The organism is Endozoicomonas sp. SESOKO4, from assembly GCF_024606275.1.
The window spans coordinates 1-18,232 of sequence record NZ_JAHHPS010000628.1 but is presented as its reverse complement, the minus strand read 5'-3'; the positions used below and the strand labels follow the sequence as shown (position 1 = coordinate 18,232).

Here is an 18,232-nt window from a genome sequence, read left to right as displayed (position 1 = left end):
AGTCAACCTGTCCCGTATTGCCCGAACTATGGGGCGCGGTACCGAGATCGACTCCAGGCGTAAACGTCCCTTCTGCAAAAGTTCCTGGTGCTCCAAACCTTTATAAAATCAAACTAAGGCAACTTGGTTTAAGACTTGTTTATTCCGTTTCAGACAAATCCATCACCGTTTCTGTTGAATTAGCAACACAAACCGGACAAGAGCTGATCTTACTCCAGCTCTCATCACACTACACTGGCGTGCGCGCCCGCAAAGGACGCTGGTTTGCAATAGCCTCGTCAAGGCTCAAGGCGGGAAGGATCAGGGAGCGTTATCATTGGCGAGCTTTCGGGCCTGTTTTACAGCCAACCTCACCTGCCCCGGCGCAGTGCCGCCAATATGATCCCTCGCAGCAACAGATCCCTCCAGCGTCAACACATCAAACACATCTTCCTTAATGGTGTCTGAGAAGACGGTCAGTTCTTCCAGGCTCATCTCTGACAAGTCCTTGTTCTGCTCAATGCCGTAGGCCACTGCTTTGCCAACCACTTCATGGGCATTGCGAAATGGCATGCCTTGTCTGACCAGGTAGTCTGCCAGATCGGTTGCGGTGCTGAATCCACGGCGAGCGGCTTCTGACATGTTTGCTTTCTTTGACTGAATATGTGGAACCATATCAGCAAAGGCTCGCAGGCAGTCTTTGAGGGTATCTACTGTATCAAACAGGGGTTCCTTATCTTCCTGATTGTCCTTGTTGTAGGCCAATGGTTGAGATTTCATCAATGTCAGCAGGCTGATCAGGTGACCATTAACCCTTCCTGTCTTACCTCTCACCAGTTCGGGTACATCCGGATTTTTCTTCTGGGGCATGATGGATGAACCGGTACAGAAGCGATCAGGTAAATCGATAAAATCAAACTGGGCCGATGTCCAAAGCACCAGTTCTTCCGACATACGCGACAGGTGCGTCATCAGCAGTGCGCCCACTGAGCAAAACTCTATGGCGAAGTCCCTGTCGCTGACAGAATCCAATGAGTTCCTGGATGGGCGATCAAAACCTAACACCTTTGCAGTAAACTCACGATCAATCGGATAAGTTGTACCTGCCAGAGCAGCCGCTCCCAAGGGCGACACGTTGACGCGTTTTCTGCAGTCTTGTAAACGTTCACTGTCTCTTACCAGCATTTCATACCAGGCCATCAGGTGATGTCCAAATGTCACCGGTTGTGCCGTTTGCAGATGAGTGAAGCCCGGCATAATAGTGTCAGCTTCCTGCTCTGCCAGATTGACCAGACCTGTCTGCAACCGTTTCAGCTCATTACTTATATGGTCAATTTCTTCTCTGAGCCATAGACGAATATCGGTTGCCACCTGATCGTTTCTGGAGCGCCCGGTGTGCAGTTTCTTACCCGCATCACCAATTCTGTCTGTCAGTCTGGCTTCAATATTCATATGAATATCTTCCAGCTCGATAGACCAGTCGATGTTGTTGTTTTCGATGTCTTCCAGGATACCTTCGAGCCCACTCAGAATGACAGACAGCTCTTCCTGGCTCAGAATGCCTGTTCTTTGCAGCATTCGAGCGTGAGCCATCGAGCCTTCAATATCATGACGATAAAGGCGACGATCAAAATCAATAGAGGCAGTGAATCGAGCAACAAATGCATCCACGCCTTCGCTGAACCTTCCACCCCACTGCTGATTGCTGCTATCGGACATTTTCTACCTCTTTCTTTAATGAGCTCATGGCTGTTTCCGGCTCACGGCTGTTTCCGGCTCATGGCTGTTTCGCATTCTGCAGGCCAACTTCCTGATGCCCGCAACGTCAATCTGCTGATTTTTATAGCCAGACTGTGGATGACTGAAGCTGGCTCCGGCATTATAGAGGTAACTGGGTGATTTTAGATAGCGCGCCCAACCCAAAAAGAATAATTATTCTATTTTTACGAATTATTATAAATCTAAAGACACCAGAGACAGGATGCTCCCTCTTGCTATTTAAAGCCAACAGAATTCAGGACGATGACGACTTTTTCCTGCCGGATTTATGCTCCCCCGGTGCCGTCTTTATGCTGGTTCTGGTGTCTGAGCTTTTTGTCCTGATCCAGGTACTCACTCTGCCCGCCCCGGACGACCTGGACTGGAATCGTCTGGCCATGACTTCCCTATTTGTCCAGTGGATATCTCTGGTATCAGGCGCTGTTCTATGCCGGCTCAGGCCAGTTCTGAAGCGTCAGAAACTGACGGTTATCATCAGCAGCTGCCTTGGTGTCGTGGGCATCATCACTCTGGTATTCACTCTCGCGGCGCAGTGGTTTCTATGGCGGGATGCTTTTATTGATATCTATCCGGAATGGAACCAGCTGGTCAGGCATGTCACCGTCGCTCTGATCATTACAGCCATGCTTCTGCGCTATTTCTACGTCCAACAGGAAGCCAGGAAAGAGCAGAAAGCCAGCCATGCCGCTCGCTTTGAGGCTTTGCAGGCTCGGATTCGCCCTCACTTTCTTTTTAACTCGATGAACATCATCGCCAGCCTGATTCATATTGACCAGGACAAGGCAGAGCAGGCCGTTGAAGATTTGTCGGATCTCTTTCGCTCCAGCCTTCAGGAGCATGGCAAGAGCATTGCCTTGAGTCGAGAGATCGAGCTTTGTCGGCGCTATTTGAGAATTGAACAGCACAGACTGGGACGCCGTCTGCAAACCCGGTGGAATATTGAGTTAATCCCTGAGGACGTTCTCATTCCCCCCCTCACATTGCAGCCCATTGTTGAAAATGCGGTTTATCACGGCATCCAGCCACTGGAAAAAGGTGGCACTGTGAGTGTAGATATTGGCAGGAGCAACGATAACATCACTATCAGAGTCAGAAACCCGGTTCAGAGTAACCCTTCCAGCTTTGCCAAAGGGGCTCAGGGAAATCAGTTGGCTCTGGCCAATATCCGCTCCCGACTGAATATGCTTTTTGGTAACAAAGCCAGTGTAAAAGCTCAGCTGTTTGAGGGTGAGAGTGGAGATACTCAGGAGTTTGAAACATTGATCACTTACCCTTACGGTGGCAATAACCATGAACATACTGATCACCGATGATGAACCGCTGGCAAGAGACCGCCTGCGACACCTGTTAGGACGTTTAGAGGGCTTTCAGGCTCTGGAGTACGATGCAGGTAATGGCATAGAAGCTCTGGAGCTTTGTCGTAAATACCAGCCAGATATTGTCTTAATGGATATTCGTATGCCTGTTATGGGAGGTCTGGAAGCAGCCGCTCATATCAGCAAGCTGGAGCGTCCGCCCGCTGTCATTTTCTGTACCGCTTATGATACTCACGCCATTGAAGCTTTTCAGGTTCAGGCGGTTGGCTATCTGTTGAAACCAGTAAAGATCGAAGATCTGCAACAAGCGCTGATTGGCGCTGCTAAAGTTAATCGACTGCAGCTGGCGAGCCTTAAAGAAGACCTGAATGATAATGCCCGCAGCCACATCGCGGCCAAAACGCTCAGAGGGATAGAGCTGGTGCCTCTGGATGATATCTACTATTTTATGGCAGACAGCAAATACATCACGGTTTATCACAAGAACGGGGAAGTGCTCATTGATGACCCACTGAAAGATCTGGAGTCCGAGTTTAGTTCCAGATTTGTTAGAGTCCACAGGAATGCTCTGGTGGCCAGAAAGGCCATAGAAAGGATGATTCGTGACGAGCAGGGCCACTTCTTTATCCAACTCAGTGGCGTCGACAAGCCTCTTTCAGTAAGCCGCAGACATGTGCCACTGATGAAGAAGTTCATGCAATCGCTTTGAAGCCCGTGAGTGCCGGGCTTAACTGAGTCTGGCTTCGGGCAAAAAGTCTTCACCCATAACCTGCTCAAGGCTCCACGGACAATCTTCAGGGAAATCTTTCGATGCAAAATGTCTTGAATCTACATAACTGTTCAAGCCCTTGGCAGCCAGTATTCGGGCCTGTTGATAGGCTTCAAGGTAAATGGCCTGTTGTTTTGACTGCAGGTTGGGATTATCTGCCAGGACTGCTGCTGCGGCATACCTCTGAATTTGAATCGTATCCACCCAGCTGCGAAACCAATGATCCATACCCCTGAGGTCATTGACCTGATTCTGCTGAAAGTCCCATTTTAACAAGTGGCTCAGTAACTGAATAAGATGTCTCTTGAAAGCCCTTGGCTCACTTTTTCCCATATCTGCTAATTCTTCCAGCAAATTTTCAAGGTCAAGTTCATCAAAACGTCTGGCAGCCAGCAGCTTTTTTTGCTCTTCCACCCAGAGCATATAGTCGGTTCTATAAAGGTCTGTCATAAACTCCTCCGCTGGATTAACAACCTAGTGGTTATTTTCTCTTCCATCAACCGCTTGGTAAGAAAGTAAATGTTGGTCACAACTAAAGACTATCGTATTATCCCAAACACTGAATCTCTTCAATGATGAGTGAACCTGTATACTGGCCATAACCCGTTACCGAGTAGACCATTCCGCAGGCTTTAAAGCGCCATTCAGCCATCGTTGTCCTTTTTATTGATTGAAAGTCTCTTCATGAAAACCATCCGCATCGCTACAAGAAAAAGCGCCCTGGCCCTCTGGCAGGCTGAATACGTCAAAGAGCGTCTGGAGCACTTTCATCCGGGTATCCGGGTGGAGTTGGTCAAAATGACCAGCAAGGGTGATCGAATTCTGGATGCACCTCTGGCCAAAGTCGGTGGCAAAGGCCTGTTTGTAAAAGAATTGGAAACAGCTATGCTGGAGAACAGGGCCGATATCGCCGTGCACTCCATGAAAGATGTTCCTATGGAGCTTCCGGAGGGGCTTGGACTGGCCGCTATCTGTCCTCGTGAAAACCCACTGGATGCGTTTGTTTCCAACACTTATAACCAGCTGGACGAGCTGCCTGAAGGCGCAATCGTGGGCACATCCAGTCTGCGCCGCCAATGCCAGATTCTGGCAAAAAGACCGGATCTGAAGATTGAATTCCTGCGAGGCAACGTCAACACACGCCTGAACAAGCTTGACGATGGTCAGTATGACGCCATTATTCTTGCGGCAGCGGGGTTAATCAGACTGGGAATGGAAGACCGGATCAAAACGGCGCTTCCCCCTGAACTGAGTCTGCCAGCGGCAGGCCAGGGTGCAGTGGGTATTGAGATTCGTTCAAACGATGAAGCGGTGAAACACTTTCTGGCCCCACTGCATCATGAAGAAACAGCCACACGAGTGCTTGCGGAAAGAGCCATGAACCGAAAATTAAATGGCGGCTGTCAGGTACCTATTGGTTGCTATTCTGAACTCATCAACGATCAGCTCTTCATCCGGGGTCTGGTGGGTCAGCCGGACGGCAAAGTCATATTGAGCGCAGAAGTCTATTGTGCACCTTCCGATGGGGAGAAAGGCGGTGTCCAGCTGGCAGAATCCTTGCTGGAGCAAGGTGCAGACCGCATTCTCGCAGAGTTGCTGCATTAATGTGAGCCATGTCATGATAAACAATCGTGAGATCAGAGCATTGGTCACTCGCCCCAGGGAGCAGGCTGAACCACTGGTTGCCATGATTCAGAATCAGGGGGCCATGGCATGGTCTTTGCCGATGATCCATATTCAGCCGGTGGCAGAGAGTCAGGCACTGCGAGACCGAATATTACAGCTGGATCAATACGGTAAAATCATTGCCATCAGCCAGAATGCCGCCAGACTGGGCCTGGAGCACATAGAGAATTACTGGCCACAAATGCCCCTGAAGATCGACTGGTATGCCGTCGGCCCAAAAACACGACAATGGCTAAATAGCAACAACATTGAGGCCGCCTGCCCGGAAGTACGACAAAAGCCCGGAGACAGCGAAGCCCTGCTGCAACTGGAGAGTCTTCAGCAGGTCAGCGGAGAAAAGATACTCATTCTGAAAGGCAAAGGCGGCAGAGAGCTGCTGGAGACTACCCTCAGTAATCGGGGAGCCCGGGTGGATTGCCTGGAAGTTTATGAACGCCAGAAGCCGGACTACCCGAAAGATTATCTGAACAGACTGATCAAAGATCATGCTATTAATGTCATACTGACCAGCAGTGGTGAGATTCTGGCCAATACCACAGACTACCTTTCTCCTGCTTTAAGTCAGGAGTGCTGTCTGGTGGTTCCCAGCGAAAGAATTGCCAGAATGCCAGAGGCTCAAGCATTCAAACGGGTTTATACCGCTCAGGGTGCCAACAATCACGCCATGGTCTCGGTACTGAACCTGATTAACAGCGAAGGGTTAACGTGAGCAAGAAAGATCAGAACGCCAGAAAACTCGAGCAAGCTGAACCGACACATCGGGCCAGGTCTGGAGAGCCTTCAAAAAAACAGGTTAGCAAGTCGACATCGACAGGCTCCGGAAAACAGCCTCAACAATCAGCATCAAAACCAGGAGGTAAACTATCTATCCTGGCCTTGCTGATTGCGGTTATTGCACTGGGTTTAAGTGGCAGTATTGGCTGGCGGTTCATGCAATGGGAGCAGCAGCAACCCGCTCTGATAGCAGGACAGGAACAGCAACAAACCCAGATTGCACGGGTTCAGGCCAGACTCACTGAAATAAACGGTGAACTCACGCCCATCAAAACCGGACTCGACGAACAGCAAAGTCAAAGTGAACGCCTGCTGAAGCGCACCGACAGTCTGACCAGAAGCCTTCAGGAACTCACCGGCAACAGTCAGGATGGCTGGAAGCTGGCAGAAGTAGAATACCTGCTCAGACTGGCCAATCAGCGCCTGCTCATGACATCTGATACCCACTCAGCCAAGGCTCTCCTTAACAGTGCTGATCAAATGCTGCTTGAGCTGGACAACTACAATTTGTATCCCGTGAGGGAAGCTCTGGCAGAAGATATTGCTTCTCTTAACAGCCTCCCGGATTTTGATCAGGAAGGTCTTTACCTGAAGCTTGAAGCGCTCACCCAGCAGATTGACGAACTGCCCCTGATGGAAAAAGAGCCCCTGAAATCAGCTTCAATCTCGGTATCAAAGCCCTCTGAGACGCCATCCACAGGCGCTCCATCTACTCCATCTTCAGAGACCACCGACTGGCAGACTGTCGCCCTCTCAATGCTGAACAATACCCGGGAGAGCTTTGTCCGGCTGTTCAGATTCACCCCGGATCGTGATCAAAAAATCACGTCACTGTTGTCACCCGAAGAGAATATTTTGATTCGCCAAAACCTTCAGCTAATGCTGGAACAGGCCAAGTTGTCAGTTCTCTCCAGAGAGCAGGCGATCTACAACAGTAGTCTGCAACAGGCTTCAGACTGGATAGAAAAATACTTCTCGCTGTCAGGGGCTCAGGCCACCGCAATGCTGGACGAGCTGAAGGCTCTGGACAAAGTCACCGTAAAACCTGTCACCGTCAATATCAGCCGTGCTTTGAACTTGCTGAAATCCAGCCTGATAACTGAGACCCCGCAGAATGAAAAAAACACCTCGGGGCAAACTGAATCCTCAGAGAGTGCACAGACTGTTCAGAACAGCTCAATCGAAAAAACACCTGAAGGGATTGATCAGACAGCCACTGAAAACCAGTCAGAATATTCTCAGCCCCCGCAAGCACCTGCTGACTCTTCAGAGGAGCCAGAAACATGAAGGGTTTTATCATCTTCCTGGCGATTCTGGGCATTACTTTTGGCTTGGCAAACGTCATGATCCATGACAGCGGCTATGTGCTTATCTCGTACAACAAGACAACGTTCGAAAGCACATTGTGGGGACTTTTTCTGTTGATTGGGCTTGCCATAGGTGCATTCTGGCTGGTCTGGATCATCCTGAGGCTCATTTTCGACGTCACAGGTTTTATCTATCCAATGACGTCCAGTGCCAAAGAAAGACGAGCCCGTAAACTGACAACCCGGGGCTTTGTCGAGTTCACTCAGGGGCATTGGAAGAAAGCTGAGCGACTGCTTTCGCAGGCTGCTGACTATGGCTCCTCACCTTTACTGAATTATCTTGCCGCAGCTCGTGCAGCTCATGAAAACGGTGACCTTGAAGCCTCTGCCGAATACCTCCGTCAGGCCGATCACAAGGAGCCCGGTGCAGAGTTGGCTATTGGCATTACCCAAGCTCAGCTTCAGCTCTCATCAGGTCAACTGGAGCAGGCACTGGCCACCCTGACCAAGCTGCACAAGCAAGTCCCACGACATGCCTATGTTCTGAAAATGCTGAAACAGACCTATACCCGCCTCAATGACTGGCAATCTCTCGCGGCTCTTTTACCCAAGCTGAAAAAGCAAAAAGTCGTTTCCGATGAAGAGTATCGGACCATTGAGCTTCAGTGCTTTGAAGCTCTATTCAATCAGGCCTTTAATAATGGACGAAGTTTTACCTCTTTGGATCAGAAAATAAAACCTGCAACCCAAATCTGGAACAGTCTGTCGTCCAACCAGAAGCATAATTCCGCCATGATTTACCGGTATGGAAAGTGCCTGACGGATCTGGGAGCAGAAGAGAAAGCAGAAGTTCTGCTTAGGGACAATCTGAAGAAACACTACAGCGGTGACATGGCTCTGCTTTATGGAAAAATCAAGGGCAAGGATGTGAGTAAGCAGCTGCATTTTGCCGAAACCATGCTCAATGAAAGACCCAACGACGCCGATCTTCTACTCACTCTGGGTCGCCTGTCTCTCCGTAATGAACTCTGGGGTAAAGCCAGGGAGTACTTTGAAGCCAGCCTGAGACTGAGTAAACGGATCGATACCTATAACGAGCTGGGACGTCTTTTGGCTCACATGGATGATCATGAAAAAAGCTCTCTGTACTTTCAGGAAGGATTGAGACTCGCAGCGGGCAGTGTTGTTGATCTGTTGCCTTCAAAAGTTACGGACAAAAAATGACTCGACGCTACCTGTTGTCCGGCGCCCTCTGCGGTCTAATCTCTGTGGCTCTGGGCGCATTTGGTGCTCATGCCCTGAAAACGCAACTTTCCGAACGTTATATAGAAGTATGGGCAACAGCGACTGATTACCAGTTCTACCACAGTCTGGCTCTGATTCTGGTAGCCGTTCTAGCCATCCACTTCAAAGATTCCGGAAAACTGAAATGGTGCGCCAGACTCTTTCTGGCAGGTATCATCCTCTTTTCCGGCAGTCTTTATATTCTTGCCCTCACAGAAATCAGCTGGTTGGGTGCGATCACTCCTCTGGGTGGCGTCTCATTAATGCTGGGCTGGCTTTTTCTGGCAATCTTTGCTGTTACTGAAGGCTCGGATTGAAGTTTTTCAACGGTCATCTGCATGATGACTCATTGTGGTCTATACATACGGATGGTAATACGAGTATTTATTATCATTTGCAGTAATGCCTCAATGAATAAAAACCTGATAAAAGACCAAAATCGGCAAAGCCTGATTATCAACAAAAAGCCACCTGCATTGATACTGTCACTTGTCGTATGTTTTCCAAACTGGAACAATTGGGCCAGTACTATTGGGTTAGATAATAATAATTTCAATCAATATCTGAATGCCGACCATCCGGTGGAAGGTCGCTATCGGTTAATGAGTGATATTGAACTGAGCCGATTCATTCCCTGGAAACCCGTCGGCAATACCTCCAATCCGTTCTCTGTCATTCTGCTTGGCAACGGCCACGTTATTTCCGGCCTCGAAGTTTCAACGTTATCAGATAATACTCCCTCAGGCCTGTTCGGGTCCTTACAGAACAGCACTATCAGGCAGATCCTGTTTAAACAGCCAAAAGTCACCAGCTACGGAAATACAAGCCCGGCCGGTGCACTTGTGGGCATGTTAAAACGCAGCAGGATTGAAGAGGTGGTCAATTATGCCGGAACCATCAAAACAACCGGTTTTCGCAGTCATGCCGGAGGTATAGCGGGCAGTGTTTCTGATAGCGTCATACATGATAGTGTGAACACCGGCACCGTTTTCACAACCGGATCCGCCAGCACAGGCGGCATTGCAGGATTGGGCGATCAGATATCTTCCCTGTCAAATGATCTGAATACAGGAAAAATAGTCTCCAGAAATTTACATTCCTCGCCCGCCGGTGGCATCGTCGGAACCCTGAAAAGCGACAGCATTGCTAACAACAATCTTAATACCGGTGAAGTTAATGTTGGCTTTACCGAATATTCCGGGGGCGTTGTAGGAAAAGCAGAAGCTGCGAAGGCATTATATAACCTCAACACCGGAAAAATTGCCTCGGATTACTCCAGAGCCTTCTGTAGGCTAGGTGGAAGCAGTGGCGGAATAGTGGGGCATGCCTCCAGGCAAAGCCTGGTCAGCAAAAATCTCAATACGGGTAGCATTTTTACAAGGGATTGGCGTACCTATGGAGGAGGAATAGCAGGGGATGTAGTCAACACTACTGTTGTTCAAAATGTTAATGCCGGAACGGTCACTACTCACGACTTTCAGTCATCTGCCGGAGGGATTACCGGAGAAGCTGAAGGTTCAGGCATTCGGGACAACCTGAATGTCGGAGCAATCATGACAAAAGATGCTGGCGGTCACTTAGGGGCTATTACCGGAGCTGCCACTCTTTCAACCTCAGTGTACAACAATGTCAATACAGGTTCGGTTGAAGCCCGGGACAGCCACTGCTACGTAAGCGGGGTAGCTGGCAGAGTTTGGAAGGCAGGTGCCATTGAGCATAACCTGGATACTTTCACAAAGTATCAATGGACCAGTGAGAGAGGTAGTGGGCGTAATATAGGTATCATAAGACTATCGAAAAGTACCCTCAAATCAAACGTAACCCTGTTAGACAGCACGCTCTGGAATGCCGGTGATGCATCACAGCTGCCGATGCTCAAGGGCATTAATACTCCCTACCGTGAACTTGCCCGAATAAATGGTACCAAACAGACAAACAATCAGTTCCCGTCGGCCCTGAATGAGTTTGCGGATCCCGGTGGTGCTGCAAATGCCACCTCTTTTGATCGTACTGTCTGGAACAGTCGGGATGGCTCTTTACCGTTTCTAAACGTTTTCTCCAAACCACAAACATTACTGGCTGGGATTGACTGCACAAAAGGGGGGTTTGATTGCAGCGAGGATAAAACTCCGTCAGCTATGCAGCCCTATGAAACCCATTCGCCCAGCCTGCCAGCTAACTGCCCGCCACCAGAAGGCACGCCCCTGTTTCAAGCGTATGACCCGGCAAACCAGCAGGTATACGTCGTCATTCAACCTGAATCGTTTTCTAAAGAAATTATTCTGGCTCGCTACAAAGGCCGTGAACTGGATAAACAATTTGGTCTGTGCGGCATTGTGACCTATACAACCTCTACCAAACACTCCGGAATGCTGGCTTCTTACCAGTCTCTGACAGGGCAGGTTGTTTACGAAACCGAAGGCTCTCAGCTCGGCTCTTCCCTCAATATTGTTGCAATGTCAAAGTCAGGAAAAGCGACGCTGTTCGAGTTCCCGTTGAGTGATATCCAAAGATACCGGGCACGATTCAGTGTCATTAAAAACGTATTTCCAGAGAATATTCAAATTAATGATATTGCTCATCATCAGGATGCCATGTATTTAACAGGGAAAATCAATAACAGCTTATTTATTGGCCGCTATCACCAACGAAAATTCTTTTTTTCTGAAAAGTATTCTGCAAACTTTGGCCAATATGATGAGCAACAAGGACTCAATCTAAAGCTCTCCCCAGATGGCGAACGCCTCTATGTAATAGGCAAAAGTGATGACGATGTGCCCTATCCTCTGTTTATCAGACAGTACGACAGTCAACAACTAACCCCCGTCGCCTCTTTTGGCAACAATGGTAGAGAGGCAATGACCATCAATGACTTTGACACGATCAACAGTCAGCAGGACATCCTGATACAAAAAGATCAAATCTACGTTGCCGTATTCAGCCCTGAGAGAGAGAAACTTTCTATCCGCCGATTTGCCACCGACAATGGACAGATTGATAGTGCTTTTATTATTGACGACAAGATTGATTTTTCTCCCCTCACACCGGGTTCGTTTGTAACCGTCAGGCTGATGATAACGGGAGATCATTTGCACGCCATTATATACAACAGTGATGGACAACTGTCCGTGTTTACTTATAAAGATCAGGTCAAAGTCCATCGTTTCGACACCACATTTAAACCTGCGACAGCGGAGTCTATGCGTCTGGTTTTTTTGGGTAATAAAGCCTATCTGGCGGTTGAAGTTGCTGATATTGAGGAGGGTAGCAGGCAGGTACGGATGCAGGAAGTTTTTCTGGGTCTTGAAAACTTGAGTCCTCAAGAATTCCCTGCCACTTTATCGTCTGGGGTAAATACTCGATTTATAACGGGTTTTTTTGCAGGGTGTACTTTACTGCTTGGAACGGTTGCATTTTACGAACTCGCCAAGAGCTGGTTCAAAAAAGAACTAATTCAACAGGATGTGGAAACCCAATAATGTCTATTCTCAGGAACCGGCGAATGAGCCCCTGGAATGTCCAATCATCTCAGCCAAAAACAAACCAGGAAATTCCCCCTGATACCCCCTACTCAAACAGAAGCTTTCTCACGGTTCTCTGCATCTTTCTGCATGATGACATCACATGGTCTATATAGACGGGTACGATTATTTATTATCATTATCTCTACGGTAGTTCTTCAATGAATAAAAGTCTGATAAGAAATCAGAATCGGCTACTGACTATCAACAAAAAGTCGTCTGTACTATTGCTGTTACTTGTCGTTTGTATTCCAAACTGGGAAAGCTGGGCCGACACTATCGAGCTGGACAATAATAATTTCAATCAATATCTGAATGCCGACCACCCGGTCGAAGGTGACTATCGGTTGATCAGTGATATCAACCTGAGCCTCATTCCCTGGGAACCCGTTGGCAATGTCTCCGTTCCGTTTTCTCTCAATCTGGATGGCGGCGGCCATGTCATTTCTGGCCTTGAGGTTTCAACGTCAGCCTATAAAACTGCAACCGGCTTGTTCGGGTCATTAAATAACAGCATCATCAGGCGGATCCTGTTAAAACAGCCAAAAGTGACCGGTGCCGGGTTTAGGAGCCCGACAGGTGCGCTTGTGGGAGAGTTGAAAGGCAGCAGGATTGAAGAGGTGGTCAATTATGACGGAACCATCAAAACGAAGTTTTCTAACAGTCATGCCGGAGGTCTGGCAGGCAGTGTTTCAGACAGCGTCATACACGACAGTGTAAACACCGGCACTGTAATCACAGCATCAAGCGCCAGCACAGGTGGTATCGCTGGATTGGCCGATCAGACATCTACCATTTCAAATAACCTGAATACCGGAGCGATCATCTCCGGGGGTGCAGGTTCCTCGCCTGCCGGTGGCATTGTCGGAACACTGAAAAGAAGCGCTGCTCTCAATAATATGAATGTCGGCGACGTCACTGTTAGCCATACCGAAAGTTCCGGGGGGATTGCAGGAGAGGCAGCAGCAGCCAGAGTATCAAATAACCTGAACACTGGAAAAATGTCATCCACAGATGATCCGGGTATCGTCTACGTTAAACATGCAGGAAACAGGGGTGGAATAGTGGGGAGGGCATCCGGGCAAACCTTGGTCAGCAAAAACCTCAATACAGGCAGCATTTTCAACAACTATGATCGTACACACGCCGGTGGAATAGCGGGGCAAGTGTACAATGCTACTGTTGTTCAAAATGTAAATACCGGAACTGTCAATACTGATAGCTGGTCATCATATGCCGGAGGTATTGCAGGAGGCGTTGAGGTCGGGAGCATTCAGGATAACCTTAATGCCGGAGCGGTCATTTCGAAAGATTATGATTACGTCGGTGGCGTTTCCGGAGTTGCTGACGCGCCTGTCAATCCGGTCTTGGTTTACAACAATGTCAATACCGGGTCACTTGAAGCTAAGAGGAGAGGCTATTACGGCACAAGCGGAGCAGTGGCAAAAGTTTGGATGAGAGAGCGTATTAAGAATAATCTGGATACATTCACAAAGTTTCATCGTACTTTTGGTGGTCAGGAAGGATATAATGTAGGTGTCGTAAGAGTATCGAAAAACGCTCTCAAATCAAACCTGACCGGTTTGAGCAGCACACTCTGGAATGCCGGTGATGCATCGCAGCTGCCAATGCTTAAAGGCATTAACACCCCCTACCGTGAACTTGCCCGAATAAATGGCACCAAACAGACAAACAACCGGTTTCCTACAGTACTGAATGAGTTTGCAGACCCCGGTGGTTCCAATAATGCTACCTCTTTCAATCGTGCTGTCTGGAACGGTCAGGATGGCTATCTACCGTTTCCAAAAGCATTCTCCAAACCACAAACATTGTTGGCCGGAGTTGATTGCACACAGGGCGGATTTGACTGCAGCGAGGAAAAGAGCATCATGTCAGCCCCGTCAACTTCGTCAGTTCCGCCATCTACAAATCCTTCGTCGTATAAGGACTTGACTCACAGTAAATCCAGTACATCCTCCACAGCTTATTTAAGCGACTCCGAGCCTATCTGCCCGTCACTGGAGGGCAAACCTCTCTTCCAGGTGTATGACCCCGAAACCCAGCGAATTTACGTTGTCATTAAGCCTAAGTCGCGCTGGAAAGAACCTCGTCAAGAAATTATCCTGGTTCGTTATAAAGGCTCTGAACCGGATCACGGATTTGGTTGGTGCGGTATTGTGAGATACCTCCCCGTCCAGTCCCGTTTCAGAAATATGCTGGTGGGCTACCAGCCTCTGGCAGGGCAGGTTGTTCATGAAACCAAAGGCTCTCACCTTGACCTTATCTCAACAACACCTTCAGAAAAAACGATCTTGTTCAGGTTAGATGTCACTGACAGACACAGATCCAGAAGAGGAGTCAGAATACATAGCGACGAATTCCCTGAGAATCTTCAAATAAGTGATACCGCTTTTCATCAGGGTGCTATGTATTTAACGGGAACCATCGATAACAGCCTGTTTGTCGGACGTTACCGCCAGGGAGAGCGCATGCTTTCCAGAAAGTATCCTGAAAACAGTGGGCGGCTTGATAAGGAGCAAGCGCTTAATCTGGAGCTCTCACCCGATGGCGAACACTTTTATGTGTTAGGCATAAGTGATGAACATGCCAACCATCCCCTGTTTATCAGACAGTACGACAGTAAACAGCTAACCCCCTCTGCCTCTTTTGGCAATAATGGCGAAGAAAGAATCAACGCCATTGACGATGATATTGACTCAGTCAACAGCCAGCAGGACGTCCTGATCAAAAAAAACCACGCCTACGTTGCCCTATTCAACCGTGAGGAAGGGAGACTGTCTATTCGCCGGTTTGCCACTGACAATGGACAGATGGATAGCGCTTTTATTATTGAAGATGAGATTGATTTTTCTTCCCGCACACCAGACTCATTTGCAGCCGTGAAGCTGATGACAACGAAAGATTATTTGCACGCCATTATTTACAACAGCGATGGACGATTATCAGCGCTTACTTATAAAAATCAAGTCAACATCCATCGTTTCGCCACCACATTTAAACCTGCACCAACAAAGTCTCTGCGCCCGATTTTTGTGGGTAATAAGGCTTATCTGGCCACTGAAAACGATGAGATTAGGGAGGATGGCCGGAAGACGGAGGTACGAATGCAAGAAATTTCTCTGGGCCTTGAATTCTTCAATCACCAAAAAGCCCCTACTGCTCTGGCTGCTGCGGGGTCAGCTTCGCAATCAGCCTCAACATCAGCTTCAGGATCGGCAGAGGATACACCCTGGGGAACTGTGGCTGCTGCAGGAGGCACTGCTGTTGTTGTGATTGCAACCATCGCAGTCTATCTGGCGATCAAGAAGTTCAAAAGACAACCGACGGTATCAGAAATGGAGCCGAACGAATTGCAGCCATTACGCAATCTGCAGACAAGTTCTATAGGCTTGTGATATTCCTACCAAAGAAGTCTATAAGACTCGTTTTATGAGATTGCTCCAATGCATCGCGGTTGTCTTCCCCCCTTTTATAACGGATCAGCTGAAAAACAGAAGTTGCCTGACTTGCTTGCACAAGGTGACTCCTGTTTCTTTCTCCTGACCAGCTTGATACCCGCTTTTGCCAGAAGCTGCCGGTACTCGTGAGGTTTCAACCAGACAATGCGCCTCAGATCTTCCTCGCTCAGAATCTCATTAAGTGCCTCTCTCATCCGCGCTGTCTGCCCCAGCGGAAACTCTCCCACCATAATCAGAGGCAGATTAGCACCATCTTTATCCTTACCAATACCCTGTTCGCTCAGCCCCTCTACCACTCTTTTGATGGCTGGAATAAAGGTAGTCTTGGCACATTGGGTTAGCGTATCCTGACCGGCATACCAGTCTTTTTCAGTGACACCCTCTGGCACTTTATTCTGCTGCAACACCCAGAAGCCCAGATAGCCGGCTTCATTTTTCCTATCTTTCAAGCGAACAAACAGGTGATTAAATTTTCTGGTAGGCAGTGTAGTATTCAACCGCGCCTGTTCCGCTTTGCTATAGCCCAGATCAGGGTAGGCGAGGTATTCACCCTTAGGTGCGTGTCTATAAACATCAACGGTTGGCATAGCATTCATGGCTTTCAGAACCGGTACATGCCTCAGATCCAGTGTGTCAAAATCACTGGCTGTACAGGCTGCTGGCAGTTGATCAAGGAAGAATACCTGGATAGCTACGCCATATTCATAATCCCCGCCCTCACTGTCATAGGTCACCCGATCATGTCGCATTACACCATCCCGAATTCTGTAACCGATGGCATAGGTAGTCAGTTGAATAAAATCCAGATCCCTTAACTCGACGTCTTCACCCGCTTTCTGTTTGGCCAGTTTGGCCATCAGACGGGTATCTGAATCCATTTGTAACTGCTTATCGGGGGACATTTGGAAATGACGGAGCTTCAAAACCTCTTCCATGTTCTCGCGAATGTACTGCTCTTTGAAGACGACTCGGTCACCCACCACAAGGGCTTTTTTGTGATGGTCTTTATACCCGGCAATACCGACGAAAACGGCGTCAAGCTTGATTGTGTCATCATCCTTCAGATCAAGCCAATGGAAGCGGGCTGATTTCCTGAGATTATCAAGAGCATTAGCAAACAGAATCGTTTCTGAATCACGAAATACCAGATTGCCCGGATGACCCATACCGGTGAGTGAAGCCTCATAATAGTCTTCCTCATCCTTTGACCGACTGTAAGTGACATGAACCGGAGAGGCCACCGAGCTGGCCAGTACCTTCTCGGGATTGTCTGCCGAGGCCAGCACCATATTAACCTCAGCATTACTTTCATAGACCACCAGCACCAGATTGTCTGAATAGGTCTTGGCTAAAGCCAGTGAGCAGAACACACTGAGCAAGAACAAGACGACACTGTTTACGAGCCTGAGTCTCATCGGATCAACCCTTTTTCATAGAACCCTTAGCAAAGATTCTGTCCGATCGGACAGTAACCACCCATCCAGTTGTTAAGAAAAAAGTACTTGATCTTCAAAATAGTCAATGAAATGAAACCCGGAAGCATAATTCATTAGACAGAAAGGTTATAAAATATGCACCAGGTCCATTTGCACCAGACTCAGAGCCATGCTGAACATAATCAGACAGATCACCAGATCAATGATTTTCCATGCCAACGGGCGGGATAACAGAGGAGCCAGCTTCACAGCACCGAACCCAAGCCCATAGAACCAGATGAGTGATGCGGTGACAGCCCCTAGTACAAAATAACCACGCTGTTCACCGTACTGAGCACCAATACTGCCTAATAAAATGACCGTATCAAGGTAAACGTGCGGGTTAAGCAGGGTGACCGCCAGAGTTGAAAGCACAATAGCCCGAACCGATTTTTGCACCTGCCCTTCAGCCTTGAGCTGCTCAGTTTTGAAACTGCGCCGCAGTGAGATCAGGCCAAATCCGGTCAAATAAACAACGCCTGCCCAGCGGGCTAGTTCAAGCAGTGTATTACTACTCTGAATAAGAGTACCAAGACCCATAACACCAGCCAGTATTAGCAAGGCATCACAAACTGCACATAGGGTGGCAATCAGAACAGGAGACTCTCGACGTAAGCCGTGAGCCAGTAAAAAAGCATTCTGACTGCCAATGGCTATGATCAAACCACCGCTTAATAACATTCCGTTCAGATAAATCTCCAGCATTGTCTAACTTTCTCTTTTTTTTCACTATTTTTATCAAGTGACGAACGCCCGTTATTCTCTAACAGCAGGCTTTCACAATAAGTTTTGAGGCATGCTGCTCAATATTCATCTAGCAGCCTGTCGGACTTAAGCGTCCGTAGCGAGGATTGCAAGAAATT

The 18,232-nt window shown here is 48.4% G+C and carries 13 protein-coding genes; 9 read left to right on the top strand and 4 right to left on the bottom strand.

Going from position 1 to position 18,232, the window contains the following annotated elements; genetic code table 11:
* Positions 1-300: 300 nt before the first annotated feature.
* Complete coding sequence (argH, locus tag KDK16_RS12300) at positions 301-1,698, bottom strand: argininosuccinate lyase (RefSeq protein WP_257255035.1); 1,398 nt, start codon at positions 1,696-1,698, stop codon at positions 301-303.
* 272 nt (positions 1,699-1,970) lie between these two features.
* Here argH and KDK16_RS12295 point away from each other — a divergent pair, with 272 nt between their 5' ends.
* Together KDK16_RS12295 and KDK16_RS12290 are read left to right on the top strand one after the other, a co-directional pair.
* On the top strand, positions 1,971-3,071 hold the full coding sequence (locus KDK16_RS12295) for a sensor histidine kinase (RefSeq protein ID WP_257255034.1): 1,101 nt from the start codon (positions 1,971-1,973) through the stop codon (positions 3,069-3,071).
* Positions 3,049-3,783 carry a LytTR family DNA-binding domain-containing protein gene (locus tag KDK16_RS12290; RefSeq protein WP_257255033.1) on the top strand — a complete coding sequence of 245 codons (735 nt, stop codon included), beginning with the start codon at positions 3,049-3,051 and terminating at the stop codon, positions 3,781-3,783. Before KDK16_RS12295 ends, KDK16_RS12290 begins: the two co-directional genes overlap by 23 nt.
* Positions 3,784-3,801: 18 nt before the next feature.
* Here the strand turns inward: KDK16_RS12290 and KDK16_RS12285 are convergent, their stop codons facing one another.
* Complete coding sequence (locus tag KDK16_RS12285; RefSeq protein ID WP_257276338.1) at positions 3,802-4,293, bottom strand: DUF29 domain-containing protein; 492 nt, start codon at positions 4,291-4,293, stop codon at positions 3,802-3,804.
* A gap of 234 nt (positions 4,294-4,527) precedes the next feature.
* Between KDK16_RS12285 and hemC the strand changes: the two genes are divergently transcribed.
* From hemC to KDK16_RS12250, 7 genes are all read left to right on the top strand, one after another.
* On the top strand, positions 4,528-5,448 hold the full coding sequence (gene hemC / locus KDK16_RS12280) for a hydroxymethylbilane synthase (protein ID WP_257276337.1): 921 nt from the start codon (positions 4,528-4,530) through the stop codon (positions 5,446-5,448).
* A gap of 13 nt (positions 5,449-5,461) precedes the next feature.
* Positions 5,462-6,238, top strand: a complete 777-nt coding sequence (locus KDK16_RS12275; protein ID WP_257255030.1) for a uroporphyrinogen-III synthase — start codon at positions 5,462-5,464, stop codon at positions 6,236-6,238.
* Positions 6,235-7,590: a uroporphyrinogen-III C-methyltransferase gene (locus tag KDK16_RS12270; RefSeq protein ID WP_257276336.1), complete on the top strand. Its 1,356-nt coding sequence runs from the start codon at positions 6,235-6,237 to the stop codon at positions 7,588-7,590. Before KDK16_RS12275 ends, KDK16_RS12270 begins: the two co-directional genes overlap by 4 nt.
* Complete coding sequence (locus KDK16_RS12265) at positions 7,587-8,834, top strand: heme biosynthesis HemY N-terminal domain-containing protein (protein ID WP_257255028.1); 1,248 nt, start codon at positions 7,587-7,589, stop codon at positions 8,832-8,834. Before KDK16_RS12270 ends, KDK16_RS12265 begins: the two co-directional genes overlap by 4 nt.
* Positions 8,831-9,211, top strand: a complete 381-nt coding sequence (locus KDK16_RS12260) for a DUF423 domain-containing protein (protein WP_257255027.1) — start codon at positions 8,831-8,833, stop codon at positions 9,209-9,211. Before KDK16_RS12265 ends, KDK16_RS12260 begins: the two co-directional genes overlap by 4 nt.
* Positions 9,212-9,304: 93 nt before the next feature.
* On the top strand, positions 9,305-12,373 hold the full coding sequence (locus KDK16_RS12255) for a hypothetical protein (RefSeq protein ID WP_257276335.1): 3,069 nt from the start codon (positions 9,305-9,307) through the stop codon (positions 12,371-12,373).
* A 203-nt stretch (positions 12,374-12,576) separates the two neighbouring features.
* On the top strand, positions 12,577-15,831 hold the full coding sequence (locus KDK16_RS12250) for a hypothetical protein (RefSeq protein ID WP_257276334.1): 3,255 nt from the start codon (positions 12,577-12,579) through the stop codon (positions 15,829-15,831).
* Between the two features lie 74 nt (positions 15,832-15,905).
* On the opposite strand, the gene KDK16_RS12245 is transcribed toward KDK16_RS12250, so the two are convergent.
* Together KDK16_RS12245 and KDK16_RS12240 are read right to left on the bottom strand one after the other, a co-directional pair.
* Positions 15,906-17,309 carry a hypothetical protein gene (locus tag KDK16_RS12245; RefSeq protein ID WP_257255024.1) on the bottom strand — a complete coding sequence of 468 codons (1,404 nt, stop codon included), beginning with the start codon at positions 17,307-17,309 and terminating at the stop codon, positions 15,906-15,908.
* Positions 17,310-17,456: 147 nt separating this feature from the next.
* Positions 17,457-18,074: a LysE/ArgO family amino acid transporter gene (locus KDK16_RS12240; RefSeq protein ID WP_257255023.1), complete on the bottom strand. Its 618-nt coding sequence runs from the start codon at positions 18,072-18,074 to the stop codon at positions 17,457-17,459.
* Between the last annotated feature and the right edge of the window lie 158 nt (positions 18,075-18,232).